The organism is Pseudomonas syringae (genome assembly GCF_021606685.1).
Classification (GTDB): Bacteria; Pseudomonadota; Gammaproteobacteria; order Pseudomonadales; family Pseudomonadaceae; genus Aquipseudomonas; species Aquipseudomonas syringae_R.
Window position 1 is genome coordinate 106380 of sequence record NZ_WKCB01000005.1, and the last position, 12409, is coordinate 118788.

A 12409-nucleotide genomic window follows, 5' to 3' on the forward strand; every position below is an offset into this window, starting at 1 on the left:
CTCCTTCGTTGCCAGTGCATAAAGCGACAGGCAAAAGCGCCTGCCACTGGAACGCTGTGGCCCGCCCGTCACATCAAACGCTTTCGCTCGCTGGAAGGCGCGATCCCGAGGGACTCGCGGTACTTGGCGACGGTTCGACGGGCGACCTGAATGCCTTGTGCCTCCAGTAAACCAGCGATCTTGCTGTCACTCAACGGCTTTTTCTGATTTTCCGCGGCAACCAGTTTTTTGATGATCGCGCGGATCGCCGTGGACGAGCATTCGCCGCCTTCGGAGGTGCTTACATGGCTGGAGAAAAAGTATTTCAGTTCATAAATACCCCGTGGGGTATGCATGAATTTTTGCGTGGTCACCCGTGAAATGGTCGATTCATGCATGCCCACCGCTTCAGCGATATCGTGCAGAACCAGAGGTTTCATCGCTTCGTCGCCATATTCCAGGAAGCCGCGCTGGTGCTCGACGATCTGGGTGGCCACTTTCATCAGGGTTTCGTTGCGGCTTTGCAGGCTCTTGATGAACCAGCGCGCTTCCTGCAACTGGTTGCGCATAAACGTGTTGTCGGCGCTGGTGTCGGCGCGGCGCACGAAACCGGCGTATTGCGGGTTGACCCGCAGGCGGGGCACCGACTCCTGGTTCAGCTCGACCAGCCAGCGTTCGTTGTCCTTGCGCACGATAACGTCAGGGACCACGTATTCGGCTTCGCTGGACTCGATCTGCGAGCCTGGGCGCGGGTTGAGGCTTTGCACCAGCTCGATGACCTGGCGCAGGTCGTCTTCCTTGAGCTTCATGCGGCGCATCAGCTGGCTGTAGTCGCGGCTGCCGAGCAAATCGATGTAATCGGTGACCAGGCGCTGGGCCTCGGCCAGCCAAGGGGTCTTGGCGGGGAGCTGGCGCAGTTGCAGCAGCAGGCATTCGCTGAGCGAGCGGGCGCCGATGCCGGCGGGCTCGAACTGCTGGATGCGGTGCAGGACGGCTTCGATTTCGTCCAGTTCGATGTCCAGTTCCGGGTCGAACGCTTCCAGAATTTCTTCGAGCGTCTCGTCCAGATAGCCCTGGTTATTGATGCAGTCGATCAAGGTCACGGCGATCAGGCGATCGGTGTCCGACATCGGTGCAAGGTTCAGTTGCCACAGCAGGTGGCTCTGCAAGCTTTCGCCGGCGGAGGTGCGGGTGGTGAAGTCCCACTCGTCATCGTCATTGCTGGGCAGGCTGCTGGCGCTGGTCTGGTAGACGTCTTCCCAGGCGGTGTCCACCGGGAGTTCGTTGGGGATGCGTTCGTTCCAGTCGCCTTCTTCGAGGTTGTCCACCGTAGGGGCGGTTTCCTGGTAGGAGGGTTCCTGCACGTCGGAATTGGGTTTGTGCTCTATGTTGTCGGCCAGCGGGTCTGCGTTATCGAAGTCGTCGCCTTCTTCCTGGCGTTCGAGCATCGGATTGGACTCCAGGGCCTCCTGGATTTCCTGTTGCAGGTCCAGGGTCGACAATTGGAGCAGGCGGATGGCCTGTTGCAGCTGCGGTGTCATCGTCAGCTGCTGGCCCATTCTCAGGACTAGCGATGGTTTCATGGCAGGGGCTTAACACCTTATTCGCCGGCGCAATGCGCCATCCACGACAGGGCGCGTGAGCGCCAAACATAAGCAAATTATATGCCTGATATCCGGGGCTTTGCCTAGAGCGCGGTAACAATAAAAATCCGGAGGTTTTCATTGACGTCCGCGCTTGAGGCAAACGACCTGCCAACGCCTCGTGTTGAAAGGCTGGTTTACAGGCGGAACTCGTGACCCAGGTACACTTCCTTGACCAGCTCGTTGGCCAGGATGGTGGCAGAGTCGCCTTCGGCGATCAGCTGGCCATCGTTGACGATATAGGCGGTTTCGCAGATGTCGAGGGTCTCACGCACGTTGTGGTCGGTGATGAGTACGCCGATCCCCTTGGCCTTGAGGTGATGGATGATCTGTTTGATATCGCCGACCGAGATCGGGTCGACGCCGGCAAACGGTTCGTCCAGCAGGATGAACTTGGGGGCAGTTGCCAGTGCTCGGGCGATCTCCACACGGCGACGTTCACCGCCGGACAGGCTCATGCCCAGGTTGTCGCGAATGTGGTTGATATGGAACTCCTGCAACAGGCTTTCCAATTCCTTGCGACGGCCATCGCGGTCGAGTTCCTTGCGTGTCTCAAGGATCGCCATGATGTTGTCGGCTACCGACAATTTGCGGAAGATCGACGCTTCCTGCGGAAGATAGCCGATGCCGGCACGGGCGCGGCCGTGCATGGGCTGGTGGCTGACATCCAGGTCGTCGATCAATACACGACCCTGGTCCGCCTGGACCAGGCCGACGATCATGTAGAAGCAGGTGGTCTTGCCGGCGCCGTTGGGGCCGAGCAAGCCGACGATCTGGCCGCTGTCGATCGACAGGCTGACGTCGCGCACGACCTGACGGCTTTTGTAGGCCTTGGCCAGATGCTGGGCTTTCAGGGTTGCCATTTACTCGGCCTTCTTCTTAGGCTGGATAACCATATCGATACGTGGGCGTGGCGCGGTCACCTTGGAGCCATTGGCGCGGCCGGCGTTTGCGATCTGCTTCACGGTGTCATAGGTGATTTTTTCACCTTCCGTGGAGTTGCCGTCGGGGCTGAGCACCTTGGCCTGGTCGATCAGCACGATGCGGTTCTGCTGGGCGTGGTACTGGATAGTCTTGCCGTAGCCCTTCATCGGGCCGGTATCGGCGGCGGACTGCTTCTGTTCGAAGTAAGCCAGGTTGCCTACCGAGGTCACGACGTCGATGTCACCGCTTTGGGTGCGCGTCAGTGTCACGGTATTGCCGGTGATCTTCATCGACCCTTGGGTGATGATCACGCCGCCGGTGTAGGTGGCAACACCTTGCTTGTCATCCAGCTGCGCATCGTCAGCCGAGATGTGGATCGGTTGCTGGCTATCGTTCGGCAGAGCCCAGGCGCTCACGCTTCCCAGTGCTGCGCCCAGACCGAGCAAAATAGGGAGAGTTTTAACGAGCCTCATACTGTCCTCTTACGTTCGATAGCAGGTGTATCCTGCTTTCTTTCAAATACGCTTTCATTCCCTTGCCAGTCGATACACCGCCAGCGCCGTCGATTCTAACGTCTTGCTCGGTCTGCGCATATTGCTTCTGCGGGAATACGGTCATGCGACTGCTGGTAATCACGGTCTCACGTTTTTTATCGTCAGTGCGCGCAACGCGCACCGAGTCGATCAGTTCTACCTCGGTACCGTCCGGGTTGACCTCGCCACGCTTGCTGGTGACGTGCCACGGGAACTCGGTGCCGCGGTAAATGTTCATGTCCGGGTTGGTCAGCAAGGTGACTTCGGTGGCCTTCAAGTGCTCGACCTTGTCCGAGGTCATTTCGTACTGCACCTTGCCATCGGGCAGGAACTGCACGCTTTTGGCATTGGTGGCGTAGTAGTCGATAGCGCCTTCGTCCACCTGCGCAGCAGGTTGGTCAAGGAAGCGCTCCGGGCTGATGTTCCAGTAGCCCACCGCGAGGAACAGCGCGGCGATGACCCCGAAAAGCAGGAAGTTGCGAATCTTTTTACTCAGCATAAAACGCTCTATAAGTAGGCGGCGTGGGCTGCTTCAAGGCTGCCCTGGGCACGCAGAATCAGCTCGCAGAACTCGCGGGCGGCACCTTCGCCACCACGCGCAGTGGTGATGCCATGGGCGTGCTCGCGCACGAACGCCGCAGCATTGGCAACGGCCATGCCCAGGCCGACTCGGCGAATGACCGGCAGGTCGGGCAAATCATCGCCCAAGTAAGCGACCTGCTCATAGCTTAGGTTGAGTTGGCCAAGAAGCTCGTCCAGAACCACCAGTTTATCCTCGCGGCCCTGATACAGGTGAGGAATCCCCAGGTTTTGTGCGCGACGTTCCACAACCGGAGTTTTTCTGCCGCTGATGATCGCCGTTTGTACGCCCGCCGCCATCAGCATTTTGATGCCCTGGCCGTCGAGGGTGTTGAACGTCTTGAATTCACTGCCATCTTCGAGGAAATACAGGCGGCCGTCGGTCAGTACGCCGTCCACATCGAAAATCGCCAGTTTGATGTTTTTACCGCGTTGCATCAGGTCGCTGGTCATTTACATCACTCCTGCACGCAGCAAGTCGTGCATGTTCAGGGCGCCGATCGGGTAGTCGTGGGTATCGACTACCACCAGCGCACCGATCTTATGGTCTTCCATGATCTTCAATGCTTCTGCAGCCAGCATCTCGGGGCGAGCGGTCTTGCCGTGCGGGGTCATCACCGCGTCGATGGTGGCTGTGTGGATGTCGATGGTGCGGTCCAGGGTGCGGCGCAAGTCGCCGTCGGTGAAGACCCCGGCCAGGCGCCCATCAGCTTCCAGGATCACGGTCATGCCCAGGCCCTTGCGGGTCATTTCCATCAGCGCGTCCTTGAGCAGGGTGCCGCGTTGGACATGGGGCAATTCATCGCCCGAATGCATGACGTTTTCCACTTTGAGCAGCAGTCGGCGGCCCAGTGCGCCACCCGGATGGGAAAACGCGAAGTCCTCCGCCGTAAAGCCGCGGGCCTCCAGGAGCGCCACGGCCAGGGCGTCGCCCATGACCAGCGCGGCGGTGGTGGAGGAGGTCGGTGCCAGGTTCAGCGGGCACGCCTCGTGGGCCACGTGCACATTCAAGTTGACTTCGGCGGCCTTGGCCAGCGTCGATTCCGGGTTGCCGGTAATGCTGATCATCTTGATGCCCAGGCGCTTGATCAGCGGCAGCAGGGTCACGATTTCGTTGGTTGTGCCGGAGTTGGACAGCGCCAGGATGATGTCATCCTTGGTGATCATGCCCATGTCACCGTGGCTGGCTTCGGCCGGGTGCACGAAAAATGCGGTGGTGCCGGTGCTTGCCAGGGTGGCGGCGATCTTGTTGCCGACGTGGCCCGACTTGCCCATGCCGACCACGACAACGCGGCCCTTGCTGGCCAGAATCATCTCGCAGGCGCGTACGAAATCCGCGTCGATGTGGGCCAGCAAGCCCTCTACGGCTTCTAGCTCTAGGCGGATGGTGCGTTGTGCGGATTGAATAAGGTCGCTGGATTGGCTCATGTCTGAAATCGTATAGCCTGACGAAAAGTCGCCGATTATAGCGGTAATGATCAATTCCCTCACGCAAGTTCGTCAGGGTTTATTCTTGTTGCGCCTGAGATTCATCCTAAGCAACGTTTTTTCCCTGTCCTCAATCTGAACAAGGACTGTTCCGGCCTTGGGCGCGTTGTACCAGCAGTGATATAGTTCGCCGCCAGTTCGGTCCGCCCAGCCCATGTGGCTATCTATTGTGCAATCGTTGCAAACGTTTGTCGCAAGCGTGGTGTCTGAGTGAGAGGCTGCATCCCAAGGAGTTTAGATGAGTGCCGATAACGCCTACGCGGTCGAGCTGAAGGGACTGACCTTCAAGCGCGGGACGCGCAGCATCTTCAATAACGTCGATATTCGCATTCCACGCGGCAAGGTCACGGGCATCATGGGGCCTTCCGGTTGCGGCAAGACCACCCTGTTGCGCCTGATGGGCATGCAATTGCGCCCAAGCGCCGGCGAAGTGTGGGTCAACGGCCAGAACCTGCCGACCTTGTCGCGCAGTGATCTGTTCGATGCGCGCAAGCACATGGGTGTGCTGTTCCAGAGCGGTGCGCTGTTCACCGACCTTGATGTGTTCGAGAATGTTGCCTTTCCGCTGCGGGTGCATACCCAGCTGTCCGATGAAATGATTCGTGACATTGTGTTGCTGAAACTGCAGGCCGTAGGCCTTCGCGGTGCCATCGACTTGATGCCCGACGAACTGTCCGGCGGCATGAAGCGCCGGGTCGCACTCGCGCGTGCCATTGCCCTCGACCCGCAGATCCTCATGTACGACGAACCCTTCGTCGGCCAGGACCCGATCGCCATGGGTGTACTGGTACGTCTGATCCGCCTGCTCAACGATGCGCTGGGGATTACCAGTATCGTTGTCTCCCACGACCTTGCAGAAACCGCGAGCATTGCCGATTACCTCTATGTGGTCGGCGATGGTCAGGTGCTGGGCCAGGGCACGCCCGAAGAACTCATGAACGCCGATAACCCGCGCATTCGCCAATTCATGACCGGCGATCCCGATGGCCCTGTGCCGTTTCACTTTCCGGCAGCGGATTACCGCTCAGATCTTCTGGGGAAGCGCTGATGCGCAAGACATCTCTTATCGAAAAGGTTCGCCTTTTCGGTCGCTCCGGCATCGACATCGTCGAAGTGCTCGGCCGTTCGACGATTTTCCTGTTCCATGCCTTGCTTGGGCGCGGTGGCATTGGCGGCGGGTTTGGCCTGCTGATCAAGCAACTGCACTCGGTGGGCGTGATGTCCCTGGTTATCATCGTGGTTTCCGGGGTGTTCATCGGCATGGTGCTGGCGTTGCAGGGGTTCAATATCCTGTCCAGTTACGGTTCCGAGCAGGCAGTGGGGCAGATGGTTGCCCTGACGCTGTTGCGTGAACTGGGGCCGGTGGTCACTGCCTTGCTGTTTGCCGGGCGCGCGGGTTCTGCGCTGACCGCCGAAATCGGCAACATGAAGTCCACCGAGCAGTTGTCCAGCCTGGAAATGATCGGCGTGGACCCGCTCAAATACATTGTTGCTCCGCGCCTGTGGGCCGGCTTCATTTCCCTGCCACTGCTGGCGATGATCTTCAGCGTGGTGGGTATCTGGGGCGGGTCCTGGGTGGCAGTGGACTGGTTGGGCGTCTATGACGGTTCCTACTGGGCCAACATGCAAAACAGCGTGACCTTCAGCGGTGACGTGCTCAACGGCATCATAAAGAGCATTGTCTTCGCCTTTGTAGTGACCTGGATTGCCGTATTCCAAGGCTACGACTGTGAGCCCACCTCAGAAGGGATCAGTCGCGCCACCACCAAGACCGTTGTGTACGCCTCGCTGGCGGTACTGGGCCTTGACTTCATTTTGACCGCCTTGATGTTTGGAGATTTCTGATGCAAAACCGCACTGTGGAAATCGGTGTCGGCCTTTTCTTGCTGGCTGGCATCCTGGCTTTACTGTTGCTGGCCCTGCGAGTCAGTGGCCTGTCGGCCAGCCCCAACGCCGATACTTATAAACTTTACGCGTACTTCGACAATATCGCCGGTTTGACTGTCAGAGCTAAAGTGACCATGGCCGGTGTAACCATCGGCAAGGTCACGGCAATCGATCTGGATCGCGACAGCTTCACCGGGCGAGTGACCATGCAACTGGACAAGAAGGTAGATAACCTGCCGACCGACTCCACTGCATCTATCCTCACTGCGGGTCTGCTGGGCGAGAAGTACATCGGTGTCAGCGTGGGTGGGGAAACAGCCCTGCTCAAGGATGGCTCGACAATCCACGACACACAGTCGTCGTTGGTACTTGAAGACTTGATCGGTAAATTCCTGCTCAATACGGTCAATAAAGACGCCAAATGAGGAATCTGTACATGATCTCTACCTTGCGACGTGGCCTCCTGGTACTGCTGGCAGCGCTGCCGTTGATGGCCAACGCAGCAGGTTCTGCCCACGAACTGGTGCAGGACACGACTAACAAGATGTTGGCTGACCTGTCGGCCAACAAGGAAAAGTACAAGCAAGACCCGAGTCAGTTCTATAACGCGCTCAATACCATTGTCGGTCCGGTGGTCGATGCCGAAGGCATTTCCCGCAGCATCATGACGGTCAAGTATTCGCGCAAGGCGACGCCGGCGCAGATGCAGACCTTCCAGGAAAACTTCAAGAAAGGCCTGTTCCAGTTCTACGGCAACGCGCTGCTCGAGTACAACAACCAGGGCATTACCGTTGCGCCAGCTGGCGACGAGTCGGGTGATCGCACCAGCGTCAACATGAGCGTCAAAGGCAACAACGGTGCCGTCTACCCTGTGCAGTACACGCTGGAGAAGATCAACGGCGAGTGGAAGCTGCGCAACGTGATCATCAACGGCATCAACATCGGCAAGCTGTTCCGTGACCAGTTCGCCGACGCCATGCAGCGCAATGGCAACGACCTCGACAAAACCATCAATGGTTGGGCCGGTGAAGTGGCCAAGGCCAAGGAAGAAACCGATAAAGCTGCCGGGAAGCCTGCGCAATGACCGAGTCGGCTGTTCGTCTCGGCGAAGCCGGCGAGCTGTTGATCAGCGGCGTGCTGGATTACCGCTCCGGGCCTGACCTGCGTAAGCAGGGCCAGACCCTGATCAAGACCAGCACCGCCCCAACGCTGGTGCTGGATTGCTCGGCGGTGACCAAGTCCAGCAGCGTCGGGTTGTCGTTGCTGCTGTGCTTTATGCGTGATGCCCAGGCGGCCAGAAAGCCGGTGAGCATCCGTGCATTGCCTGAAGACATGCGCGAAATTGCCCAGGTTTCGGGTTTGACCGAGCTGTTGGCGCACCCTTAATACACATTATTGAGAAGCCCCCCGTCAGAGTCCTGCTATGCGGGGTTCGCAGGCGCGGGGCTTTTTTGTATGATGTGCGACCCGCGCGCACTGGGCGCCGATAGAGGTTGAGCATGCAGGCCCTAGAAGTTAAGAGCTTCCTTGAAGGAAAGCTGCCGGAAACGACCGTAGAAGTTGAAGGCGAAGGCTGCAATTTCCAGCTGAACGTGATTAGCGATGAACTGGCGGCATTGAGCCCGGTCAAGCGTCAACAGCAGATCTATGCCCATTTGAACCCATGGATCACCGATGGCAGCATCCATGCGGTCACTATGAAATTTTTCAGCCGCGCGGCCTGGGCCGAGCGCACCTGAGCCCCCAAGGCGTCGAGATTCTTATGGATAAATTGATTATTACCGGCGGTGGCCGCCTTGATGGCGAGATCCGCATTTCCGGTGCGAAAAACTCCGCGTTGCCGATCCTGGCAGCGACCCTGCTGTGCGATGGCCCGGTGACTGTGGCCAACCTGCCGCACCTGCACGACATCACCACCATGATCGAGCTGTTCGGTCGCATGGGCATCGAGCCTGTGATCGACGAGAAACTGGCTGTCGAAATCGACCCGCGCACCATCAAGACCCTGATTGCTCCGTACGAGCTGGTGAAAACCATGCGTGCGTCGATCCTGGTGCTCGGCCCGATGGTTGCCCGTTTCGGCGAAGCCGAAGTGGCCCTGCCTGGCGGTTGCGCCATCGGCTCGCGTCCAGTGGACCTGCACATCCGTGGCCTTGAAGCCATGGGCGCGACCATCGACGTCGAAGGCGGCTACATCAAGGCGAAGGCGCCGGAAGGCGGCCTGCGTGGTGCCAACTTCTTCTTTGATACCGTCAGCGTGACCGGTACCGAGAACATCATGATGGCCGCTGCCCTGGCCAACGGCCGTAGCGTGCTGCAAAACGCCGCCCGCGAGCCTGAAGTGGTCGACCTGGCCAACTTCCTGATCGCCATGGGTGCCAACATCACCGGCGCCGGCACAGACACCATCACCATCGACGGTGTTAAGCGCCTGCACTCGGCCACCTACAAAGTGATGCCGGACCGTATCGAGACCGGCACCTACCTGGTAGCTGCCGCCGTTACCGGTGGCCGCGTCAAGGTTAAGGACACTGATCCGACCATCCTTGAAGCCGTGCTGGAAAAACTCAAGGAAGCCGGTGCCGAAATCACCACCGGTGCCGACTGGATCGAGCTGAACATGCACGGCAAGCGGCCAAAAGCCGTCAACGTGCGGACCGCTCCGTACCCGGCGTTCCCGACCGACATGCAAGCGCAGTTCATTTCCTTGAACGCGATTGCCGAAGGCACCGGTGCCGTGATCGAGACCATCTTCGAAAACCGCTTCATGCACGTGTATGAACTGCACCGCATGGGCGCCAAGATCCAGGTCGAAGGCAACACCGCCATCGTCACCGGTATCGACAAGCTCAAGGGCGCGCCAGTCATGGCTACCGACCTGCGTGCTTCGGCGAGCCTGGTGATCTCGGCGCTGTGCGCTGACGGCGACACCTTGATCGACCGCATCTACCACATCGACCGTGGTTACGAGTGCATCGAAGAGAAACTGCAGATGCTCGGCGCGAAGATCCGCCGCGTACCGGGCTAACCCCGGGCTGCAAACACTGTCACTCTGGCGAGCGGGCTTGTCGAGTCGTCGCACCGCCGCGTAGGGTTGCGTAGCGACCCTAAAAATGGGACTGCTACGCAGTCCAACGCGGGCAAGCCCGCTCGCCACGGGTCTGTGTTTGTTGTTACCTGAGCTGTTACTGAATTTGTTTCAAATCGAGGCTGTAATGGCCTCGATCTGTGTCTGGCGCCGTTTGCGACTGGACAGCAATAGCCTGATGAAGGACTGACGTTTCCCATGTTGACCATCGCACTGTCCAAGGGCCGCATCCTTGACGACACTTTGCCGCTTCTGGCTGAAGCGGGCATCGTGCCAACCGAGAATCCGGACAAGAGCCGCAAGCTGATCATCCCCACGACCCAGGACGACGTTCGCCTGCTGATCGTACGGGCTACCGACGTGCCGACTTACGTTGAGCATGGCGCGGCCGACCTGGGCGTCGCCGGTAAAGACGTGCTGATGGAGTACGGTGGCCAGGGCCTCTACGAGCCGCTGGACCTGCGCATTGCTTTGTGCAAATTGATGACCGCCGGCCGTGTCGGTGACGTCGAGCCCAAAGGCCGTCTGCGCGTGGCCACCAAGTTCGTCAACGTCGCCAAGCGCTACTACGCCGAGCAAGGCCGTCAGGTCGACATCATCAAGCTGTACGGCTCGATGGAGCTGGCGCCGCTGATCGGCCTGGCCGACAAGATCATCGACGTGGTCGACACCGGCAACACCCTGCGTGCCAACGGTCTCGAGCCTCAGGATTTCATTGCCGACATCAGCTCCCGCCTGATCGTCAACAAAGCTTCGATGAAGATGCAACATGCCCGTATCCAGGCGTTGATCGACACCCTGCGCACCGCAGTGGAGTCGCGACACCGCGGTTGACCTACCTGCGTAGCTGAAAAGCTACGCCCGTCTATCCGCCTCATAGCCAGAATTCTCAGGTGCCCAAGCGGAAACGACTGCTAGTTTAGGGCGCCTGAGTTTTTGCCAATTCTATTGAGGCCCTCGCTATGACCACGTCCACTGCAATTGCCCGACTCAACGCTGCCGACCCGGATTTCGCCCATCATCTGGATCATCTGCTGAGCTGGGAAAGCGTGTCCGACGACTCGGTCAACCAGCGGGTGCTCGACATCATCAAGGCCGTGCGCGAGCGCGGTGATGCGGCGCTGGTGGACTTCACCCGCCAGTTCGACGGCCTCGACGTGGCGTCGATGTCGGACCTGATCCTGCCCCGCGAACGCCTGGAGCTGGCCCTGACGCGCATCACCGCGCCCCAGCGCGAAGCCCTGGAAGTGGCGGCGGCGCGCGTGCGCAGCTATCACGAAAAACAGAAACAGGATTCCTGGAGCTACACCGAGGCCGACGGCACCGTGCTGGGCCAGAAGGTCACGCCGCTGGACCGCGCCGGGCTGTACGTGCCCGGCGGTAAAGCTTCCTACCCGTCATCGGTATTGATGAACGCCATCCCTGCCAAGGTGGCGGGCGTGACTGAAGTGGTCATGGTGGTGCCGACCCCGCGTGGTGAAATCAATGAGTTGGTACTGGCCGCCGCCTGCATCGCCGGGGTCGACCGCGTGTTTACCATTGGTGGTGCGCAAGCCGTTGCAGCCCTGGCCTATGGCACCGAAAGCGTACCCAAGGTTGATAAAGTGGTGGGCCCGGGCAACATCTATGTCGCCACCGCCAAGCGCCATGTGTTTGGCCAGGTGGGTATCGACATGATCGCCGGCCCCTCGGAAATCCTCGTGGTGTGCGACGGCCAGACCGACCCGGACTGGATCGCCATGGACCTGTTCTCGCAGGCCGAGCACGACGAAGACGCCCAGGCGATTCTGGTCAGCCCGGACGCCGAGTTCCTCGACAAGGTGGCCGCCAGCATCGATAAGTTGCTGCCGACCATGGACCGTGCCGAGATCATCGAGAAGTCGATCAATGGCCGGGGTGCGCTGATCCTCGTGCGTGACATGGAGCAGGCTATCGAAGTGGCCAACCGCATTGCGCCGGAGCACCTGGAGTTGTCGGTAGCTGACCCACAAGCCTGGCTGCCGTCGATTCGCCACGCGGGTGCGATCTTCATGGGCCGCCACACCAGCGAAGCGCTGGGCGACTACTGCGCAGGCCCGAACCACGTGCTGCCGACCTCCGGCACCGCGCGTTTCTCGTCGCCGCTGGGGGTGTATGACTTCCAGAAGCGTTCGTCGATCATTTTCTGCTCGCCACAGGGTGCTTCCGAACTGGGCAAGACCGCCTCGGTGCTGGCCCGTGGTGAATCCCTGAGCGCCCACGCCCGCAGCGCCGAGTACCGCATCCTTGAAGAGAAGGGGAACTGAGAC

Annotated in this window: 15 protein-coding genes; 9 read left to right on the plus strand and 6 right to left on the minus strand. The window is 59.7% G+C overall.

Annotated elements, in window-relative coordinates; translation table 11 throughout:
* Positions 1-68: 68 nt before the first annotated feature.
* The 6 genes from GIW02_RS03690 to GIW02_RS03715 form a co-directional block, all read right to left on the minus strand.
* A complete protein-coding gene (locus GIW02_RS03690) occupies positions 69-1562 on the minus strand; it encodes an RNA polymerase factor sigma-54 (protein ID WP_236411181.1) in 1494 nt (497 codons plus the stop codon).
* Between the two features lie 197 nt (positions 1563-1759).
* Positions 1760-2485, minus strand: a complete 726-nt coding sequence (lptB, locus tag GIW02_RS03695; RefSeq protein WP_003171806.1) for an LPS export ABC transporter ATP-binding protein — start codon at positions 2483-2485, stop codon at positions 1760-1762.
* Complete coding sequence (lptA, locus tag GIW02_RS03700) at positions 2486-3019, minus strand: lipopolysaccharide transport periplasmic protein LptA (RefSeq protein ID WP_116629094.1); 534 nt, start codon at positions 3017-3019, stop codon at positions 2486-2488. It abuts the gene before it with no gap.
* Entirely contained in the window at positions 3006-3578 is a 573-nt protein-coding gene (gene lptC, locus GIW02_RS03705) for an LPS export ABC transporter periplasmic protein LptC (protein ID WP_236411182.1), read from the minus strand. The genes lptA and lptC overlap by 14 nt, the downstream gene beginning before the upstream one ends.
* An 8-nt stretch (positions 3579-3586) precedes the next feature.
* Positions 3587-4111, minus strand: coding sequence for a KdsC family phosphatase (locus GIW02_RS03710; protein WP_003188588.1), 525 nt, complete (start codon positions 4109-4111; stop codon positions 3587-3589).
* Entirely contained in the window at positions 4112-5086 is a 975-nt protein-coding gene (locus tag GIW02_RS03715) for a KpsF/GutQ family sugar-phosphate isomerase (RefSeq protein WP_236411183.1), read from the minus strand.
* A gap of 298 nt (positions 5087-5384) precedes the next feature.
* On the opposite strand from GIW02_RS03715, the gene GIW02_RS03720 reads away from it, so the two are divergent.
* The 9 genes from GIW02_RS03720 (at position 5385) to hisD (ending at position 12406) form a co-directional block, all read left to right on the plus strand.
* Positions 5385-6194 carry an ATP-binding cassette domain-containing protein gene (locus GIW02_RS03720; RefSeq protein ID WP_003171811.1) on the plus strand — a complete coding sequence of 270 codons (810 nt, stop codon included), beginning with the start codon at positions 5385-5387 and terminating at the stop codon, positions 6192-6194.
* Positions 6194-6991: a lipid asymmetry maintenance ABC transporter permease subunit MlaE gene (gene mlaE / locus GIW02_RS03725; RefSeq protein WP_010213107.1), complete on the plus strand. Its 798-nt coding sequence runs from the start codon at positions 6194-6196 to the stop codon at positions 6989-6991. The genes GIW02_RS03720 and mlaE overlap by 1 nt, the downstream gene beginning before the upstream one ends.
* Complete coding sequence (gene mlaD, locus GIW02_RS03730) at positions 6991-7458, plus strand: outer membrane lipid asymmetry maintenance protein MlaD (protein ID WP_076951187.1); 468 nt, start codon at positions 6991-6993, stop codon at positions 7456-7458. Before mlaE ends, mlaD begins: the two co-directional genes overlap by 1 nt.
* Before the next feature lie 11 nt (positions 7459-7469).
* The gene (locus GIW02_RS03735) at positions 7470-8117 is read left to right on the plus strand and encodes a Tgt2/MlaC family protein (RefSeq protein WP_236411184.1); all 648 of its coding nucleotides are present in this window, start codon (positions 7470-7472) and stop codon (positions 8115-8117) included.
* Positions 8114-8419 carry an STAS domain-containing protein gene (locus GIW02_RS03740; RefSeq protein ID WP_236411185.1) on the plus strand — a complete coding sequence of 102 codons (306 nt, stop codon included), beginning with the start codon at positions 8114-8116 and terminating at the stop codon, positions 8417-8419. Before GIW02_RS03735 ends, GIW02_RS03740 begins: the two co-directional genes overlap by 4 nt.
* A 113-nt stretch (positions 8420-8532) precedes the next feature.
* Positions 8533-8772 carry a BolA family protein gene (locus GIW02_RS03745; protein ID WP_003188597.1) on the plus strand — a complete coding sequence of 80 codons (240 nt, stop codon included), beginning with the start codon at positions 8533-8535 and terminating at the stop codon, positions 8770-8772.
* Positions 8773-8795: 23 nt separating this feature from the next.
* On the plus strand, positions 8796-10061 hold the full coding sequence (gene murA, locus GIW02_RS03750; protein WP_236411186.1) for a UDP-N-acetylglucosamine 1-carboxyvinyltransferase: 1266 nt from the start codon (positions 8796-8798) through the stop codon (positions 10059-10061).
* Positions 10062-10319: 258 nt separating this feature from the next.
* Positions 10320-10955, plus strand: a complete 636-nt coding sequence (hisG, locus tag GIW02_RS03755; protein ID WP_003171824.1) for an ATP phosphoribosyltransferase — start codon at positions 10320-10322, stop codon at positions 10953-10955.
* Between the two features lie 128 nt (positions 10956-11083).
* Positions 11084-12406 (plus strand): histidinol dehydrogenase, encoded by a 1323-nt coding sequence (hisD, locus tag GIW02_RS03760; protein ID WP_122307384.1) that lies wholly within the window; start codon positions 11084-11086, stop codon positions 12404-12406.
* The last annotated feature ends 3 nt before the right edge of the window (positions 12407-12409 follow it).

Excerpts from the sequence above, each read along its gene's own strand:
- murA (WP_236411186.1), top strand. The coding sequence starts at position 8,796 with ATGGATAAATTGATTATTACCGGCGGTGGCCGCCTTGATGGCGAGATC.
- hisG (WP_003171824.1), top strand. The coding sequence starts at position 10,320 with ATGTTGACCATCGCACTGTCCAAGGGCCGCATCCTTGACGACACTTTG.
- GIW02_RS03690 (WP_236411181.1), bottom strand. The coding sequence starts at position 1,562 with ATGAAACCATCGCTAGTCCTGAGAATGGGCCAGCAGCTGACGATGACA.
- mlaE (WP_010213107.1), top strand. The coding sequence starts at position 6,194 with ATGCGCAAGACATCTCTTATCGAAAAGGTTCGCCTTTTCGGTCGCTCC.
- GIW02_RS03735 (WP_236411184.1), top strand. The coding sequence starts at position 7,470 with ATGATCTCTACCTTGCGACGTGGCCTCCTGGTACTGCTGGCAGCGCTG.
- hisD (WP_122307384.1), top strand. The coding sequence starts at position 11,084 with ATGACCACGTCCACTGCAATTGCCCGACTCAACGCTGCCGACCCGGAT.
- lptA (WP_116629094.1), bottom strand. The coding sequence starts at position 3,019 with ATGAGGCTCGTTAAAACTCTCCCTATTTTGCTCGGTCTGGGCGCAGCA.
- lptB (WP_003171806.1), bottom strand. The coding sequence starts at position 2,485 with ATGGCAACCCTGAAAGCCCAGCATCTGGCCAAGGCCTACAAAAGCCGT.
- GIW02_RS03710 (WP_003188588.1), bottom strand. The coding sequence starts at position 4,111 with ATGACCAGCGACCTGATGCAACGCGGTAAAAACATCAAACTGGCGATT.
- GIW02_RS03715 (WP_236411183.1), bottom strand. The coding sequence starts at position 5,086 with ATGAGCCAATCCAGCGACCTTATTCAATCCGCACAACGCACCATCCGC.
- mlaD (WP_076951187.1), top strand. The coding sequence starts at position 6,991 with ATGCAAAACCGCACTGTGGAAATCGGTGTCGGCCTTTTCTTGCTGGCT.
- GIW02_RS03745 (WP_003188597.1), top strand. The coding sequence starts at position 8,533 with ATGCAGGCCCTAGAAGTTAAGAGCTTCCTTGAAGGAAAGCTGCCGGAA.
- GIW02_RS03740 (WP_236411185.1), top strand. The coding sequence starts at position 8,114 with ATGACCGAGTCGGCTGTTCGTCTCGGCGAAGCCGGCGAGCTGTTGATC.
- GIW02_RS03720 (WP_003171811.1), top strand. The coding sequence starts at position 5,385 with ATGAGTGCCGATAACGCCTACGCGGTCGAGCTGAAGGGACTGACCTTC.
- lptC (WP_236411182.1), bottom strand. The coding sequence starts at position 3,578 with ATGCTGAGTAAAAAGATTCGCAACTTCCTGCTTTTCGGGGTCATCGCC.